Here is a 16,804-nt window from a genome sequence, read left to right as displayed (position 1 = left end):
GCGGGCAATGAGGCGGAAAGGGGAATATCCACTCCTTTCCACTCTCAATGTATAGCGCACCGGGGGGCTTGCCACAAGACCCGGGTCATGCTGCAGAATCGTCGGCCGAGGCCAGAGCCTGCGGAAACGGGGATGGGAAGTGCGTGTGGTGTTGTCGGCGCATGGGTCGCGGGCGGACGTCGGACCGCCGGTGGCACTCGCGGTGCGGTCGCGAGGACTCGGTACGGAGGCGCGGGTGTGCGCGCCGCCGGACAAGGAGTTCGCGGAGCCGTCGGCCGGCGCCCGCGCGTGGTCCGTGGCCGGCACGATCCGCACCGGCGGGGCGACGGTGACCGCGACGCCGCCGCTCGACGCGGTCAGCCGGGAAAGACCGCCCGCGCCCGCGTGAACCACGCGAGACCCTCGAGCCGGAACCCGAGAACCCGAGAACCCGGACGACCTGAACCGGCAACGGCCACGGGCCCGTGTCAGGCAGAGCGTCGCTCGCCATGACCACCGGACTCGTCACGCCGGTTCATCCCCCTTGCCGCACGCGACAGCGCAAGCGCCCTCAGATCGGAGCAAATGACGTGACACCGCTGACCGCCAGCGCGTTCGACCTTCCTGACCACCTCTCCCCCAAGGCCGACCCGGCGCTGATCGCCGGCGACGAGAAGCATTTCGCGGCCATCGCGGACAGCCTTGAACGGTCGATCGCCGACCTGGCCGACCGTCTCGACGCCGAGCGCAAGGCGCCCGGCGGCAAAGGCCGGCAGGTGCTGGACCGGGACCTGGAGATCCACCGGCTGACCGCCCGGCTACGCGCGCTGCGCCGCTTCGGCCTGGACCTGTGCCTGGGGCACATGGTCGGCGCCGACGACTCCGAGCCCGTGTACATCGGACGGCTCGGCCTCACCGACAGCGCGGGCCGTCGGCTGCTGCTCGACTGGCGCTCCCCCGCGGCCGAGCCGTTCTTCGGAGCCACCCACGCCAACCCGATGGGGCTGGCGAGCCGCCGCAGGTACCGCTGGACCCGCGGCCGGATCAGCGACTACTGGGACGAGGTGTTCACCTCGGACGGGTTCGAAGGGCACGCCGCGCTCGACGACCAGTCCGCCTTCATCGCCAGCCTGGGCGGTAACCGGTCGCCCAGGATGCGGGACGTGCTCGGCACCATCCAGGCCGACCAGGACGCCATCATCCGCGCGGGATCTCGCGGCGCTCTCGTCGTCGACGGCGGCCCGGGCACGGGCAAGACCGTCGTGGCTCTGCACCGCTCCGCCTATCTCCTCTACTCCGACCCCCGCCTCGGTCGCCGCCGGGGCGGCGTGCTGTTCGTCGGTCCGCACCAGCCCTACCTGGCCTACGTCGCCGACGTCCTGCCCAGCCTGGGAGAGGAGGGCGTGCAGACCTGCACCCTGCGAGACCTCGTCGCCGAGGGAGCCGCGGCGGCGATCGAGGCCGACCCGGAGGTGGCCCGCCTGAAGTCGTCCGCGGACCTGGTGAAGGCGATCGAGCCGGCCGTCAGGTTCTACGAGAACCCGCCCGACAAGGGGATGACGGTCACGACCCCCTGGTCCGACATCTGGCTGAGCGCCGAGGACTGGGCCGAGGCGTTCGAGGCACCGGAACCCGGCACTCCGCACAACGAGGCGCGCGACCGGATCTGGGAGGAGCTGCTCACGATCCTGATGGACAAGCACGAGGGCGAGGTCTCGGCCGACCTGCTCCGCAGGTCGCTGCTGCGGGACAGGGAGCTGCTCACGACCTTCAACCGCGCGTGGCCGCTGATCGAGGCGGCCGACCTCGTCGGGGACCTGTGGTCGGTACCGGCCTACCTGCGGATGTGCGCCCCCTGGCTCGGCCCCGACGACGTCCGGAAGCTGCGGCGTGAGGACGCCCAGGCCTGGACAGTGTCCGACCTGCCGTTCCTGGACGCGGCACGGCAGCGGCTCGGCGACCCGGAGGCGGCGCGGCGCAGGCGGCGCCACGAGGCCGCTGTCGCCACCGAACGCGAGCACATGGCCAACGTCGTCGACGCCCTGCTCGAGGCCGACGACGACGGTGAGGGTGTGGTGACGATGCTGCACGGACAGGACATGAAGGACGCCCTGGTCGACGAGACCGCGCCGCCCGGCACCGAGCCGGACCTGCTCGCCGGCCCGTTCGCGCACATCGTCGTGGACGAGGCTCAGGAACTGACCGACGCGGAGTGGCAGATGTTGCTGCTCCGCTGCCCGTCCCGGAGTTTCACCATCGTCGGTGACCGTGCCCAGGCCAGGCGTGGATTCACCGAGTCGTGGCGGGAACGGCTCGAGCGGATCGGGCTCGACCGGGTCGACCTGGCCTCCCTGAGCGTCAACTACCGGACGCCGGAGGAGATCATGGCGGAAGCCGAGCCGGTCATCCGGGCCGTGCTCCCGGACGCCAACGTGCCGACCTCCATCCGCAGCGGCGACGTCCCCGTCGTGCACGGATCCGCTTCGGATCTGGGCTCGATCCTCGACACCTGGCTCGCCGCGCATGCCGACGGGATCGCCTGTGTCATCGGCGATCCCGCGTTCCGGGCGACGTCCCGCGTCCGGTCGCTGACCCCGGAGCTGTCGAAGGGGCTCGAGTTCGACCTGGTCGTCCTCGTCGATCCGGAGGCGTTCGGCACCGGCATCGGGGGAGCGGTCGACCGCTATGTCGCCATGACCCGGGCGACCGGGCAGCTCGTCATCCTCACGAGCTCCTGACGCCGGCCGCACCCGCTACGGCGAGGTCGCCACCTCGTACGCCGGCGCGGTCACGAACGGCACCGCGAGGACACCGCCCGGAACAGGGAACCTGGTGGTGGCCAGGCCAGGCCAGGCCAGGCCAGGCTAGGGGTGGTGGTGATGGTGGTGGCCGTGCCAGGGGTGATGGTGATGGTGGCCGTGCCAGGGGTGATGGTGATGGTGGCCGTGCCAGGGGTGATGGTGGTGGCCGTGCCAGGGGTGATGGTGATGGTGGCCGTGCCAGGGGTGGTGATGGTGGCCGGGCCAGGGGTGATGGTGGTGGCCGTGCCAGGGGTGGTGGTGGCCAGGAGGGGGATCGTTCAGAAGGAGGTGCGCCGGAGCGGCTTCCTGGACCGCCGCGCTCGCCCCGGCGGGCTGAGCCGACATCGTCATGGCGATGATGAAACTGGAAGCCGTCAATGCGCCGGCGGCGAGAACCTGCTTGAACATGAAAGATCACTCCGTATCTGATGTCGGGCCCGGTCTGCTTCCGCGGCTGACAACACGCCAATGCAGTTTCCGGAAATATGTTGAATCGACGTCACGTAAAACGCTAGTTCCCGGACATCCGGACGTTCGCCCCATATAACACAAAGCCTTGGTCCAGGATCACCACGGAGAAGAAAGCCGGAGGTTACACGAGGACGGAGATCACAAATCCGGCCTCGGCAACCAATCTGGCTTAAGCTCCGATACCTGGGCAAATACGAACGAGGGGAAATAGCCGCCCACCTTAGCGTTTCCTGGTCGATATCGATGGTCCGCAGGGTCGGCGACGATGCTATATATCGCCATATCGTTAGCTTTTCGGGTAATTCGCGAATGGGTGACGGCCGAATTCGGCAGGCCCTGCGCGATCATCCCGTGCGGCGCATGGCGATGGGGGCATCCCACAGCCCTCGGGGCGGTGCGGCCACCGGCTGCTTCATCGTCTTCCCGATCTGGTCGCGGACCTCCGACGTCGCGCCGCGCCACGGCCGGTGCGCATGTCCCGGAGCCGATCGCCGGAGCCGCGAGCTCCGCAGGTGACGGCCTCGGCCACTGCTTTCCACACCGGTCCCCGAGGGCCGGATGGACGCCGTTCGCAATAAGCCGGACAATGATCCGGTTGGCACATGGCGTGACCGCGGGGAGGTGGCGTCGTGCCGGGTGATCGAGCCGTTACGCAAGTGCAGAGCTGGCGTCTGGGGCCGGTGCGGGTGCTGCGTGTCATCGGTGAGCTGGACGCCATGACGGTCCCGGACGTCGTGGTGAAGCTCGATGAGGCGCTGCTCACGTTCGATGACCTGTCGCTGGTCGTCGACCTCACCCAGGTGACCTTCATCGCCTCGGCCGGGGTGGGCGCCCTGGTGGAGATGCGGCGGAAAGTCCAGCGGCGCCAGGGGCGCCTGATCGTGGTCCTTCCCCCGCAGGGGCGTGCGCGCCGCCTCTTCGTGCTGACGCGCATGGTGGATCACTTCGAGGTTCGCCTGACCCTGCCCGAGGCGGTGAGCGCCCTGCGACGGCAGGACCCGGGCCCCCCTCTCGGAGAGGGGATGAGGCCGGCTCCGGAGTCGACACCGCCGCCGACGCCGATTCCGGGAGGCCCCGCCGGCTGAACTGGCCCGGTGGCGGCGAGCGGGAGCCGCCCGCGCGGCCGGCCGGGACTCACGTCCGAAGACGAGCGCGCCGCGGATCGGCCGGTCGCCGCCGGGAACACGCCGGCGGCGGCGGATCGAAGGCATCGCCGTTCGAGATGAGGCCGGCCACGGCGGCTTCGGTGATCTTCTAGGCGGGCACCACGATGGGAGTTCCGGCGACCGGGTCGGGAACGATCACGCAGGAGAGGCCGAAGACCTTCTCGACCAGGTCGGCGGTGATCACCTCGGCCGGGGGGCCCTCGGCGACGACGGCGCCGCCGGCCATGGCGATGATGTGGTCGCAGAAGCGGGAGGCGAGGTTGAGGTCGTGCAGTACCGCGACGATGGTCTTGCCGGACTCGGCGTTGAGCCTGCGCAACAGCCGGAGCAGCTCCACCTGGTGGTTGATGTCCAGGAACGTGGTGGGCTCGTCGAGCAGCAGCAGGTCGGTGTCCTGGGCCAGCGCCATGGCGACCCAGACCCGCTGCCGCTGCCCGCCGGAGAGAGCGCGCAGCGGGCGGTCGATGAGGTCGGCCGTGCCGGTCGCCGCCAGGGCCCGGGTCACCGCCTCGTGGTCACGGTCGGTCCACCGGCGAAACCAGCCCTGGTGCGGGTAGCGGCCGCGGGAGACCAAATCGGCGACCGTGATGCCGTCGGGCGCCACGGGGGTCTGCGGCAGCAGGCCGAGCACCTTGGCCACCTCGAGGGTGCTCAGGTCGCCGAGCGTCCTGTCGTCGAGATACACGACTCCCCTGCGCGGTTTGACGAGCCGGGCCAGGCCGCGCAACAGCGTCGACTTGCCGCAGGCGTTGGCGCCGACGATCGCGGTGATCTTCCCGTCGAGTACGGAGACGTCGAGGTCGGTGATGACGGCTCGATCGTCGTAGCCCAGGGACAGGCCTTCGGCGCGGAGGCGGCTCATCCGCCTGCTCCTTGTCTGTTCGTGGTGGCCAGCAGCCACAACAGGTACGGTGCGCCGACCGCGCCGGTGACCACACCGGTGGGCAGCGCTGTCGGCAGCAGATGGACGGCGACCAGGTCGGCGGTGAGCAGGACCACCGCGCCCACCAGGGCGGCGGCGACCACGCCGCCGGTGGCGGGGCCCAGCAGCCGGTTGGCGATGGGTCCCGCGACGAGCGCGACGAAGACCAGGGGCCCGGCCGCCGCGACGGCCAGCGCGACCAGGACCACGGCGGTGGCCAGCAGGCCGGCGCGGGCGAGCTCGGTGGGCACGCCCAGTCCTCGCGCGGCGTCGTCGCCGAGTTCGAGCACGCGAAGCTGCCGTTGCAGCAGCGTGGACAGGGGCAGCAGGACGACCAGCGCGACGAGCAGCAGCCGCAGCTCGGTGTCACTGGCCTGCCCGACCGAACCGGTCAGCCAGTGCATCGCCTGGCGCGCCTCGAACAGCTGGGCGCGGGTCAGCACGAACCCGGTGAGGCCCTCGAAGAAGGCCGCCATGCCGATGCCGATCAGGATGAAGCGGTAACCGCTCACCCCGTCGCGCCAGGCGAGCACGTACATCAGCAGCGCGGCCACGATGGCCCCGCCCAACGCGAGCCCGGCGATGGCGATCCCTCCGACCTGCAGGAACACGATGCCGGTGACCGCGGCCAGGCCGGCGCCGGAGGAGATGCCCACGAAGTCGGGTGAGGCGAGGGGATTGCGGAGCAGCTGCTGGAAGATCGTCCCGGACGCGCCGAGGGCGAGCCCGACCGAGAGCGCGGTCGCGGCGGTGGGGAGCCGCAGGCCCAGGACGACGAAGTCGAGGCTCGGGTCGTCGATCGTGCCCAGCAGCGACCCGATCACCTCGGTGGCGGAGAGACGGAAGCTGCCCACCATCATGGTCACCACGAACAGGGTGGCGGCGGTCGCGGCCAGCGCGGAGATCACCACCACCATCCGGGCCGTACGGCTGCGCCGGGTGGCGCGGACGGTGTCGGAGACGGCGGTGAAGGCGTCGTGAGTCGTGGTCATCCCGTCACACCTCCGACAGCCGGCCGTAGCGCACGATCACCACGAAGACCGGCGCGCCGAGCACTCCGAGGACCACGCCGACCTGCAGTTCTCCGGGGGCGCCCGCGACCCGGCCGAGCACGTCGGCCAGCAGCAGCACGATGGGCGCCAGCAGCATCGCGTACGGCAGGATCCAGCGGTGGTCCGGGCCGCAGAGCGCCCGCGCGAGGTGCGGCACCACCAGCCCGATGAAGACGATCGGCCCGCAGGCGGCCGTGGCCGCGCCGGCGAGTATCGCGACGACCCCGAAGGCGACGGCTCTGGTGAGGCCGACCCGCTGACCGAGCCCTCGCGCGACGTCCTCGCCGAGCGCGAGCCCGTTGAGCGCCCTGCCCAGGCACAGTGCCGCCACCAGGCCCGCCAGCAGGAACGGCGCGACCCCGGTCAGGATCGGCGCGTACCGGCCGGCGAGCGAGCCGACCTGCCAGAAACGCAGCTCGTTCAGCGCGTCGACGTCGGTCATGATGATGCCCGTGGTGACGGAGCCGAGGCCGGCGGTGACCGCCGCGCCGGCCAGGGCCAGCTTGACGGGGGTGGCGCCCTCGCGGCCCAGCGACGCGATCGTGTACCCCAGCAGGGTCGCGACGATCGCGCCCGCGAAGGCGAACCACACGTACACGCCCACCCCCCGGACTCCCAGGACCGTGAACGCGAAGACCACCAGGACGGCCGCGCCGGAGTTGATCCCCATGATGCCGGCGTCGGCCAGCGGATTGCGCGTGACTCCTTGCAGGATCGCGCCCGCGACGCCCAGGGCCGCACCCACCAGGATGCCCAGGAGCGTACGCGGCACGCGCAGCTCCAGGGTCACCGTACCGGTGATCGACTCATCGGCGCCGAGGCCGCCCAGCGCCCGCAGGACATCGGGCAGGCCGATGTCGCGCGAGCCGAGGGTCACGCTGAGGAACGCCACCGCGGTGAGCAGGACGCAGAGCGCGACGAGCCCGAGTCCGAGGACCGGGGCCCGTCGTATGGAAAGCGTGCTGGGCATCGAAGGGGATCAGTCGCCGAGGTTCTCGTCAGCGACCTTGATCGCTTCGGTGAGCTTGTCCACCTCGGTGGCGAAGTCGCCGAACGTGTGCAGCCAGTAGGCCGGCCACGCCGCCACCGCACCGGCCTTGGCCGCCTTGATCTTGAACCAGGTGGGCTGCTTCCTGCCCCACTCGGCGTTGGCCGTGGGCGTGAAGGACCTGCCGTCCCACAGAATCAGGTCGGGCTGGTACTTGTCGGCGTTCTCCCAGCTGAGGTTCTCCCAGTACGGGAAACCCGCGTCCGGCTTGGCCGGATTGATCACCTTCAGGCCCCAGCGCTGGAAGTCCAGCAGCTCGGGCGCGTACTCGGGGTTGGCGGCGTACAGCTTGTCGTCGGCGGGCGACATGCCGAGGGCCGTCAGGCCGGGCTTGTCCGCGACCGCCGCCTTGAACCTCGCGACGGACTCCTCGAAACGCTTCTTGTTCGCGGCGACCTCGGGAGCGTCCACCTTGGCGCCCAGGCTCTTGGCGAGGCTCTCGTACCCCTCGGCCAGGTCCTCGATGGACTTGCCCTGGGAGACGCCCACCACCGGAGCCAGCTCGGCGAGCTTCTTGCTCTTCTCGTCGACGCCTTCCTCCAGGCCGCTGTGCGCCTTCTCCGCCGGCCACCAGTCCGCGACGATCAGATCCGGCCGCAACGCGGCCGCCTTCTCCACGTCGATCTTGCCCCACTCCTGGCCGAGAAGCTCGATCCCGGAAAGGTCGAGGTTCTTCAGGTTGGGGTCGGTCTTGACCGACTCGTCGGCGTAGACGCCGACCGGTTTGATGCCGAACGACATCAGCGCGGCCGCCTCACCCGCGTGCGCGATGATCCGCGTGGGGACCTTGTCGGCCTTGACCGTCTCACCGGAGCCGTCGGTGAACGACCACGGGCCGGACGACGAGGGCTGTGCGCCGGGGGAGTTCTGCGTGCCCGGGGAGTTCTGTGCACCGCAAGCGGTGAGCGCAAGGCCCAACGCCGCCACGGCGAGAACCCGACGCGACGTGCGCATGCGGTGTTCCTATCTCGCAAAGGGAAACTTCGCCCTAAAGTTAGGTTAGGCTAACCAAAATATCAACTCGGGCCGATGTGACCGATCTCGCACTTCCCGCCGCGCACCTGCCACCCGCTTTGCGCATGGCCCTGCCCAGGAACGTCACGCCGGACGGTACCGTACGCCGGGCGGTGCCCAGCGGGCGGGTCGACCGGCCGCCAGCCCGCGCGGTGCCGGCGCACCGCGTCATGGAGGGTCACGAAGGATCACGGAGGGTCACGGCCCGCTCGCGAACTCCCCGGCACGTTCCAGGAGGGCACGGACCTCCTCGGCCTCCGGGACGCCGAGCTCCCGGTAGAGGCCGAAGGCCAGCCGCCCGTGCTCCCCGGCCTGCCCCGAGCGCCCGAGCGCGAGATGGGCGCGCGCCAGCCCGTCGTGAGCACGCGCCCGCTCCGGCCGGTTACGCGTCACGTCGGCGAGCGCGAGCGCGGCCGCGTGCTCCTCGGCCGCCCGAGCCGGGTCACCCGCCGCCTCGGCCAGCCCGTTGAGCGCGGCGGCCTCGCCGGCGGCGTCGCCGAGCCCGCGGTAGAGGGCAGCCGCCCGCTCGTGACGCACGCGTGCCTGGCCGAAGTCGCCCTGGTGCCGGAGAACGACACCGAGATGGTTGAGGATCACCGCCTCTCCGGCGGGATTGCCGACCTTGCGGTGGAGCGCCAGCGCCAGGTCGAGATGGCGCCGGGCCTCCTGCGGACGGCCGGCCCGGTCGAGGACGAGGGCGAGGATGCCCAGCACGTGAGCCTCGCCCCAGGTGTCGGCACCGGTCCGGGTGAGGTCGAGCGCCTGCTTGAGGTACGGCTCGGCCCGCTCGTCCCGCCGCCGCAGGGCCACGTTGCCCAGCGTGAGCAGTGCCCGCGCCCGTTCGCCGGCCTCCTCGCACACCTCGAGAGCCTGGTGGGCGTGCTCCTCCGCCCGCTCGTACTCGCCCAGCCGCCAGTAGGTCCACGCCAGGTCGGTGAGCGCCCGCGCCTGGACCGCGCGGTCGCCGAGCGCGCGGCTGCGCTGGAGCGCCAGGGAGTGGAGCGTGAGCGCGTCGTCGTGGTGCGCCTGCCGGTCGAGGAAGGGGCGCATCGTCAGAGCCAGGAAACCAAGACAGATCTCGGGCCCGTGGACGGCGGTCGCGATGATGTTGGCACGCTCGGTGTCGAGCCAGGCGAGCGCCTGCGCGGCGTCGCGGACGGGCGCGATCGGGGCGGCCGTCCGGGGGACGCCCTCCCGCTGAGCGACGCTGTCGGGGAAGAGCCGGTCCATCGCCGCGCGGGAGCGGTGCAGGTAGTAGGCGAGCAGCCGCATGACGGCGCCGTCGTCCTCGGCGATCGAGCGGGCGTGCTCGCGCAGCAGGTCGTGAAAGGTGTACCGGCCCGGTTCGAGCTGCAGGAGCATGTGGGCATCGAGAAGTCCTTCGAGAAGCTCCTCCGCCTCCTCCTCCGAGATCCCGGCCAGCGCGGCCGCGCCGCACGGGTCGATGTCGCGGCCCGGCACCAGCCCGAGCAGGCGGAACATGCGCTGCTCGGCCTCGCCGAGGTGCTCGTAGGACAGGGCGAAGGCCGCCGACACCCCGTCCAGGAGCCGGCGATGCTCCCGCAGCCGGCCCGCCAGGTAGGACACGGTCCAGCGGGGGCGGTGCTGCAGGCGGGCGGCCGAGATCCGGATGGCGAGCGGCAGGTGCCCGCACAACCGCAACACCTCACGTACGGCATCCGGCTCACGGTGAGCGCGCTCCCCCACGATCCGCCCGAACAGTCCGGCGGCGTCCTCCTCCCCCAGCACGTCGACCGACAGGGCGTGGGCGCCGTCCAGGTCGACGAGCCGCCGCCTGCTGGTGACCAGGACGAGGGTGTCGGAACGCCCCGGCAGCAAAGGACGCACATGCTCGGCGTCGAAGGCGTTGTCCAGTACGACCAGCACGCGGCGGTCGGCCAGCTCGGCACGCCACAGAGCGCTCCGCTCGGCCGATGTGACCGGGATGCGGTCGGCGGGCACCCCGAGCCGGCGCAGGAGTGCCTCCAACGCGGCGGCGGCCTCGAGGGGCTTTCGGCCCGCGGTGTGCGCCTGCAGATCGATGAAGAGCCCTCCATCCGGGTAGCGAGCGGCCAGCCGGTGGGCCGCGTGGACGGCGAGGGCGGTCTTGCCGATCCCGGCCATGCCGTCGATCGTGACGACCCCCGGCCCGCGGTACTCGCCCACGAGCCGCTCCAGCTCGACATTCCGCCCGGAAAAATCGGAAATGTCGTAAGGCAGGAAGGTGGAGCGACGCGGCGAGCCGGAAGCCACCGGCGCCACCGGCACCACCGGCACCACCGGCACCACCGGCGCCGCTGTCACCGCCGGCACCGTGCCGGCCGGTCGCAAAGCCGGATCGTCCGCCAGGACCGCCCGCTCCAGCTCGACGAAGGCACGCCCGGGATCGAGTCCCTGTTCCTCCGCCAGAGCCGCACGATAGGAACGCGCCGCCGCCAGGGCGTCGGCCTGCCGTCCCGCCCGGTGCAGGGCCAGAACGAGGTGGCCGTTGAGCTTCTCGCGGAGCGGAGCGGCACTCACCTGGGCGGCGAGCTCGTCGAGCAGGCCCCCGTGCCGCCCGGCGGCGAGCTCTGCGGCGAGCTCGGCCTCCACCAGGCGCTCGTACGCCGACAGCCGCCGGTCGCTCCAGAGCTCCCGGGCGCCGCCGGCATAGTGCGCGTGCACATCCTCCAGCGCCTCGCCGCTCCACAGGTCCAGAGCCCCGCGCAGCTCCCCCGCGGCCACCAGCTCGGTGAACTCCCGCGCGTCGAGCTGCCCGGGCTCGGGCCGGGCGATGTAGCCACCGGCACGCGTCTCCAGAAGCCCTGCCGCCCCCGCACCGCGCAGCACCTTGCGGATCGCGGTGACCGAGGCGTGGATCTGTGATCGGGCGGTGTCCGGCCGATCGTGACCCCACATCGCGTCGATCAGCCGCTCGATGCCGACCACCCGGCCGGCGTTGAGCAGAAGATAGGCCAGAACAGCCCGATGACGTGGGGCGATGCCCGTCAGCGGCACACCGTCGACGATCACCTGGACGGGACCGAGAAGGGTGAAACGCAGCATCGTCCCTCCAACAACGTCGCATCGCGCGCGCATAGCGAATGTATCAATCCGGGCGGCCACTCTGATCTCACACGAACCGAGACGAAGGAAACACGATGGAAGCCCGCATGAAGAACCCCGCCACGCTCATCCCCGCCGCCGGCCGGCCCATCCAGGAGCTGATGAAGGCCGCCCGGTCGCAGGGCCTCCCCCAGGAACTCCTGGAGATGATCCACCTGCGGGTCAGCCAGATCAACGGCTGCAGCTTCTGCGTCGACGCCGGTCTGAAGGGCCTGCGCAAGCTCGGCGAGAGCGACGAGCGCATCGGCCTGGTCACCGCCTGGCGCGAGGCGCCGTACTACACCGACGCCGAGCGGGCCGCGCTGGAACTGGCGGAGGCCTCGACCCGGCTGGCCGGCCACGACGACGCCGTCTCCGACGAGATCTGGAACAACGCCGCCGACCACTTCGACGAGCGGCAGCTGGCCTCGATCCTGTTGATGACCGCCGTCACCAACCTCTTCAACCGCCTGAACGCCCCGATCCGGCAGATCGCCGGCAGCTGGTGAGCACCGGCCCCCCGCGCACAGGAGGCACCGACATGCCCGTCGCCCGCTCACACCGCTACTTCGTCGCCGACATCGACCTGGAGGAGTTCCTGGCCCGCCGGAGCTCGCTGATCGCGACCGTCCGGGAGGGACACCCCGGGCTCACCCGCGCCGTGCTGATCCGGCTCGAGGACGGCACCTACACCGACACCTGGCACTGGGAGACCGCCGAGCAGATGGGCGCCGCCTTCGCCGCCCTGCCCACCTTCCCCGAGGCGCCGCTGACCATGGCCCTCACCAGGGACGGCACCGCCCTGAACGGCCAGGTCGTCGACGAGCGCTGAGACCTGCCGGCGGCCGGCTCCGGGATCTCCTGACCGGGCCTTCGGTCCTGCACGACCGGGCGCGCCGAACCCACCCGGGTCCGGCGGCGCCCGGTCCGGCGAGCCGGCCGGTCACGCCGGCCTCGCCGGCCTCGCCGCGGATGCCTCGGGACAGGGGTCCGGCCGTCGACCGGCCGTTCAGGCCCAGGGGTCGAAGGGGATGCCGCCGGGCTTGGCGCGCGAGAGGAGGTCCCCGAACCTGCCGTCGTTGATCTTTATGGTCGCGGAGCCGAAGTTCGCGTTCATCAGCCTGTCGCGCAGCCCGGTGCCGGGCCGGCCGTAGCGAGGGTCCCGTCCGGCCCGGTGGCGGGGGTGGCGTAGCAGCCGTCGCCGTCGTAGTCGTAGGCCGGCGAGAACGAGGCCTCGGTCAAAAGGTGAACCACGCGCGAAAGCTCATCTGTTAACGTAACCGTCATGGCACGAGGTATCTGGTCGCAGAAGATCCGTTCCGCCCGCTGACGGCGGCGCCCTCTTCCTGCTGAATCCGCGCTCGCCGTCCCGGTTCCCGCCGGGCGGCCGCTCACCGCTGCCCGGCTCCACTGCGAGCTGCGGAGCACCGTTGAACCTCACCCCCACCCCCGAAGCCATGTCCCTGCCCGTCGAGGCGGGCGGCAGCGCGCACGTCCGCGCCACGGGCGTCACCGTCACCCGCGGGTCCCGGCGGGTCCTGAACGACGTCTCGGTCACCGTCTCCGCCCGGTCGCGGATCGCCGTCGTCGGCGAGAACGGCCGCGGCAAGACGACGCTGCTGCACGTCCTCGCCGGGCTGATCGCGCCGGACGAAGGCACCGTGCACCGGGCCGGCACGATCGGCCTGGCCCGCCAGGAGCTGTCCGCGCGAGACGGCGAGACCGTCGCCACCCTGACGTCCGAGGCGCTGGCCGCGTCGCTCGCCGCCCTCGGCGCGCTGCAGGAGGCGACCCTCGCCATGGCCGAGGGCGATCCCGCCGCCGACGACCGCTACGCCGCCGCGCTCGACGCCGCCACCCGGCTGGACGCGTGGGACGCCGAACGCCGCGTCGACGTCGCCCTCGAGGCCCTCGGCGCCTGCACGGACCGCGACCGCCCGCTGGCGACGCTGTCGGCCGGGCAGCGCTACCGGGTGCGGCTGGCGTGCCTGCTCGGCGCGCGGCACGACGTGCTGTTGCTCGACGAGCCGACCAACCACCTCGACGCCGGCGGGCTGGACTTCCTGACCCGCAGGCTGCGCGAGCACGACGGCGGCCTCGCCGTCGTCAGCCACGACCGGGCGCTGCTGCGCGACGTCGCGGACCGGTTCCTCGACCTCGATCCGGCCCGCGACGGCAAACCGCGGCTGTACGCCGGCGGCTATGACGCCTGGCAGGACGCCCGGCGTCGCGAGCGTGAGCGCTGGGAGCAGGACCACGAGCAGCAGCAGGCCGAGCACCGCCGGCTGCGGGACGCGGTGTCGCAGGCCCGCGACCGGCTCTCCACCGGCTGGCGGCCGGACAAGGGAACCGGCAGGCACCAGCGCCAGTCCCGCGCACCGGGCGTCGTACAGGCCCTGAACCGGCAGCAGGAAGCCCTGCGGGCGCACCGGATCGACGTGCCGGAGCCGCCTGCGGCGTTGCGGTGGCCGGACCTGGGCGTCCGGCCGGGCGCGCCGCGGGTGCGCGCGCACGGCGTCGCCGTCGACGGGCGGCTGGCCGGTCCGGTCGACCTCACCCTCGACGAGGGCGACCGGCTGCTCGTCACCGGGCCGAACGGTGCCGGCAAGTCCACGCTGCTCGCGGTGCTGGCCGGTTCGCTCGAACCCACCGAAGGGCACGTCTGGACGGCGCGGGAGGCCCGGGTCGCCCGGGTCGCCCAGGAGACCGCCGCGCAGGACCCCGGGCTCACCGCCCGCGAGGTGTACGCCCGCCACGTGGGACGGCTGGTGGCCGCCGGGGCGCTGCGCGACGGCGACGCCGTCCCGCTCGAAGCGCTCGGGCTGCTGGACTCCGACGCGATGCGCGCGCCGGTCGGGCGGATCTCGCAGGGACAGCGGCGCCGCCTCGACCTGGCGCTGGCACTGGCCGGGCGGCCCGGGCTGATCCTGCTGGACGAGCCGACCAACCACCTGTCGCCGGCGCTGGTCGACGAGCTGACCGGCGCGATCCGCGACACCGGCGCCGCCGTCGTCGTCGCCACGCACGACCGGCAGCTGCTGCGAGATCTCGCCGGCTGGCCGCGTCTGGAGATGGGCCGATCTGCGGCAGCAGGGGGTTGATCCCGCGCGGCCCACGAGGAGTGCGGGACCTCGAAGACCCGCCCTCGCGACGTGCCGGGCGGCGGGGGTGCGCACGCCGCCGCCCGCCCGGTGACCGGCGTGCCGGGTGGCGGGGGTGCGCACGCCGCCGCCCGCCCGGTGACCGGCGTACCGGGTGACGAGTGATCAGCGACGTCGCCGCGCCGCGTCGAGCAGGGCGGGCGGCGTGTCGAACTTCTCGTGCGCGGCGAGGTCGACACCGGGAGCGACGATCTCGTCGATCGCGTCGAGCACCCCGGCGGAGAGCACGGTGTCCGCGGCGGCGAGCTGGGAGCGCAGGTGGTCCATGGTGCGAGGGCCGATGATCGCGCTGGTCACGGCGGGGTGCGCGGTGACGAACCCGAGCGCGAGCTGGATCATCGTCAGACCGGCCTCGTCGGCGAGCGTGGCCAGCCGCTCGACGGCGTCGAGCCTGGCCCGGTTGGCGGGGACGGCGGTGTCGAAGCGCTCCGGCATGAACGCCGAGCGGCTGGTGGTGATCTCCCTGCCCTCGCGGATCGCGCCCGACAGCCAGCCCGAGGCCAGCGGGCTCCACGCCAGCACGCCGAGCCCGTACTGCTCGGTCACGGGCAGGACGTGGGTCTCGATCCCCCGCTGCAGGATCGAGTAGCTGGGCTGCTCGGTGACGTAACGGCCCAGGTGGTTCTCCCGGGCGGCCCACTCGGCCTGCACGATGCGGTACGCGGGGAACGTCGAGGAGCCGAAGTAGCGGATCTTCCCCGCGCTCCGCAGGTCGGTCAGGGCCGACAAGGTCTCCTCGTCGCCGGTGTCCGGGTCCCACCGGTGGATCTGGTAGAGATCGACATGGTCGACGCCCAGCCGGCGCAGGCTGTTGTCCAGCTCGGTGACCAGCCAGCGGCGCGAAGCGCCCCGGTGGTTGCGCTCGCCGCCCATCGGCATGCCCGCCTTCGTGGCCAGGACGACGTCGTCGCGGCGGCCGGCGATGGCCTTGCCCACCATCTCCTCCGACTCGCCCTGGCTGTACATGTCGGCGGTATCGATGAGGTTGATCCCCCCTTCCAGGGCGGCGTCGACCATGGCGGTGACCTCCTGCTGGGTGGTGCGCCCGATCCGGCCGAAGTTCATCGCGCCGAGCGCGAGGGTGCTGACCTGCACACCGGTGCGGCCCAAAGTGCGGTACTGCATGACTGTTCCTCCTGGGGAGGTGAAGGGAGTGGTCGATGCCCGGCTTGGTGACGGCTCACCTTTTCTGGCATCCTGAACAAGCGGAACCGTGTTCCGCTAATCAATATACGGAACGCTGTTCCGTTTGCCAAACGGAGTGACGGAGGTAACGGCACAGTGGCCGACATCGACAGCGACATCGACAGCGACATCGACAGCGACATCGACAGCGGATCGGGGCCGCCGGCCCCGCGGAAGCGGGCCGACGCCCGGCGTAACGAGGAGACGCTGCTGGACGCGGCCTCCGCGGCTTTCGTCGCCTCCGGCGTCGACGTTCCGGTACGCGACATCGCGGCCAGGGCCGGCGTCGGCGTCGGCACGATCTACCGCCACTTCCCGACGCGGGCCGATCTCATCGTCGCCGTCTACCGGCACCAGGTCGAGGCATGCGCCGAGGCCGGGCCGGCACTGCTGGCGAGTAGCGGCACGCCGCACGCCGCCCTGGCACGGTGGATCGACCTCTTCGTCGACTTCCTGGTCACCAAGCACGGCCTCGCCGAGGCGCTGCAGTCCAACGACGCCGCCTTCGCGACCCTGCACGCCTATTTCCTCGACCGCCTCCTGCCCGTGTGCGCCCGGCTGCTCGACGCCGCCGCCGCGGCGGGCGAGATCCTCCCCGGCGTGGACGCCTACCACCTGCTGCGCGGCGTCGGCAATCTGTGCGTCGGCGCGGAAACCGACCCCCGCTACGACGCGCGTCGCATGGTCGCGCTCCTCGTCGCGGGACTGCGCCTCCACCGGCGAGAAGCCGCGCGCCGCGAGACAGCGGCCGCGCGGCCGGCCGGGGCATCGTCACCGCCGGAACAGTCGCAAGCCATGTGATCACGACCCGGGCATGACGCCTCCGTGAACCATGTCCCGCACGGACTCGCCCCCGCGGTGACGTCGAAGCCGGCGCCCTGATCGGCGCCCCTGGCCGCCCGTCCCCTCCCGGAGCCCGGG

15 protein-coding genes are annotated in these 16,804 nt (G+C 72.0%); 8 read left to right on the top strand and 7 right to left on the bottom strand.

Annotated features, from left to right (window positions below; translation table 11 throughout):
• Window positions 1-139: 139 nt before the first annotated feature.
• The 4 genes from AB0F88_RS26235 to AB0F88_RS26220 all read left to right on the top strand — a co-directional run bounded on the left by AB0F88_RS26235 (window position 140) and on the right by AB0F88_RS26220 (window position 4,336).
• Window positions 140-388 carry a hypothetical protein gene (locus AB0F88_RS26235; RefSeq protein ID WP_362689239.1) on the top strand — a complete coding sequence of 83 codons (249 nt, stop codon included), beginning with the start codon at window positions 140-142 and terminating at the stop codon, window positions 386-388.
• A 181-nt stretch (window positions 389-569) separates the two neighbouring features.
• The gene (gene helR, locus AB0F88_RS26230; RefSeq protein ID WP_362689236.1) at window positions 570-2,717 is read left to right on the top strand and encodes an RNA polymerase recycling motor ATPase HelR; all 2,148 of its coding nucleotides are present in this window, start codon (window positions 570-572) and stop codon (window positions 2,715-2,717) included.
• Between the two features lie 135 nt (window positions 2,718-2,852).
• Entirely contained in the window at window positions 2,853-3,209 is a 357-nt protein-coding gene (locus tag AB0F88_RS26225) for a hypothetical protein (protein ID WP_362689233.1), read from the top strand.
• A gap of 698 nt (window positions 3,210-3,907) precedes the next feature.
• On the top strand, window positions 3,908-4,336 hold the full coding sequence (locus AB0F88_RS26220) for an STAS domain-containing protein (RefSeq protein ID WP_362689230.1): 429 nt from the start codon (window positions 3,908-3,910) through the stop codon (window positions 4,334-4,336).
• A 169-nt stretch (window positions 4,337-4,505) separates the two neighbouring features.
• Here AB0F88_RS26220 and AB0F88_RS26215 read toward each other — a convergent pair whose 3' ends face one another.
• The 5 genes from AB0F88_RS26215 to AB0F88_RS26195 all read right to left on the bottom strand — a co-directional run bounded on the left by AB0F88_RS26215 (window position 4,506) and on the right by AB0F88_RS26195 (window position 11,498).
• Window positions 4,506-5,279: an ABC transporter ATP-binding protein gene (locus AB0F88_RS26215; protein WP_362689228.1), complete on the bottom strand. Its 774-nt coding sequence runs from the start codon at window positions 5,277-5,279 to the stop codon at window positions 4,506-4,508.
• Entirely contained in the window at window positions 5,276-6,331 is a 1,056-nt protein-coding gene (locus tag AB0F88_RS26210; protein ID WP_362689225.1) for an iron chelate uptake ABC transporter family permease subunit, read from the bottom strand. The genes AB0F88_RS26215 and AB0F88_RS26210 overlap by 4 nt, the downstream gene beginning before the upstream one ends.
• A 4-nt stretch (window positions 6,332-6,335) precedes the next feature.
• On the bottom strand, window positions 6,336-7,361 hold the full coding sequence (locus tag AB0F88_RS26205) for an iron ABC transporter permease (RefSeq protein WP_362689222.1): 1,026 nt from the start codon (window positions 7,359-7,361) through the stop codon (window positions 6,336-6,338).
• Window positions 7,362-7,370: 9 nt separating this feature from the next.
• Window positions 7,371-8,393: an ABC transporter substrate-binding protein gene (locus tag AB0F88_RS26200; protein ID WP_362689219.1), complete on the bottom strand. Its 1,023-nt coding sequence runs from the start codon at window positions 8,391-8,393 to the stop codon at window positions 7,371-7,373.
• A gap of 258 nt (window positions 8,394-8,651) precedes the next feature.
• On the bottom strand, window positions 8,652-11,498 hold the full coding sequence (locus tag AB0F88_RS26195; RefSeq protein ID WP_362689216.1) for a BTAD domain-containing putative transcriptional regulator: 2,847 nt from the start codon (window positions 11,496-11,498) through the stop codon (window positions 8,652-8,654).
• Window positions 11,499-11,593: 95 nt separating this feature from the next.
• Between AB0F88_RS26195 and AB0F88_RS26190 the strand changes: the two genes are divergently transcribed.
• Together AB0F88_RS26190 and AB0F88_RS26185 are read left to right on the top strand one after the other, a co-directional pair.
• Window positions 11,594-12,046: a carboxymuconolactone decarboxylase family protein gene (locus tag AB0F88_RS26190; protein ID WP_362689213.1), complete on the top strand. Its 453-nt coding sequence runs from the start codon at window positions 11,594-11,596 to the stop codon at window positions 12,044-12,046.
• A 32-nt stretch (window positions 12,047-12,078) separates the two neighbouring features.
• Complete coding sequence (locus AB0F88_RS26185) at window positions 12,079-12,369, top strand: hypothetical protein (RefSeq protein WP_362689210.1); 291 nt, start codon at window positions 12,079-12,081, stop codon at window positions 12,367-12,369.
• Between the two features lie 284 nt (window positions 12,370-12,653).
• On the opposite strand, the gene AB0F88_RS26180 is transcribed toward AB0F88_RS26185, so the two are convergent.
• Window positions 12,654-12,791, bottom strand: a complete 138-nt coding sequence (locus AB0F88_RS26180) for a hypothetical protein (protein ID WP_362689207.1) — start codon at window positions 12,789-12,791, stop codon at window positions 12,654-12,656.
• Window positions 12,792-12,994: 203 nt separating this feature from the next.
• Between AB0F88_RS26180 and AB0F88_RS26175 the strand changes: the two genes are divergently transcribed.
• Window positions 12,995-14,638: an ABC-F family ATP-binding cassette domain-containing protein gene (locus AB0F88_RS26175; protein WP_362689585.1), complete on the top strand. Its 1,644-nt coding sequence runs from the start codon at window positions 12,995-12,997 to the stop codon at window positions 14,636-14,638.
• Window positions 14,639-14,803: 165 nt separating this feature from the next.
• Here AB0F88_RS26175 and AB0F88_RS26170 read toward each other — a convergent pair whose 3' ends face one another.
• Window positions 14,804-15,823, bottom strand: a complete 1,020-nt coding sequence (locus AB0F88_RS26170; protein WP_362689204.1) for an aldo/keto reductase — start codon at window positions 15,821-15,823, stop codon at window positions 14,804-14,806.
• Between the two features lie 201 nt (window positions 15,824-16,024).
• On the opposite strand from AB0F88_RS26170, the gene AB0F88_RS26165 reads away from it, so the two are divergent.
• Entirely contained in the window at window positions 16,025-16,684 is a 660-nt protein-coding gene (locus AB0F88_RS26165) for a TetR/AcrR family transcriptional regulator (RefSeq protein ID WP_362689582.1), read from the top strand.
• Window positions 16,685-16,804 lie beyond the last annotated feature (120 nt).

Origin of the sequence: Streptosporangium sp. NPDC023963 (genome assembly GCF_040639135.1) — a bacterium.
GTDB lineage: Bacteria > Actinomycetota > Actinomycetes > Streptosporangiales > Streptosporangiaceae > Streptosporangium.
The sequence above is the reverse complement of the archived record's forward strand: the minus strand, read 5'-3'. Positions and strand labels throughout refer to the sequence as shown.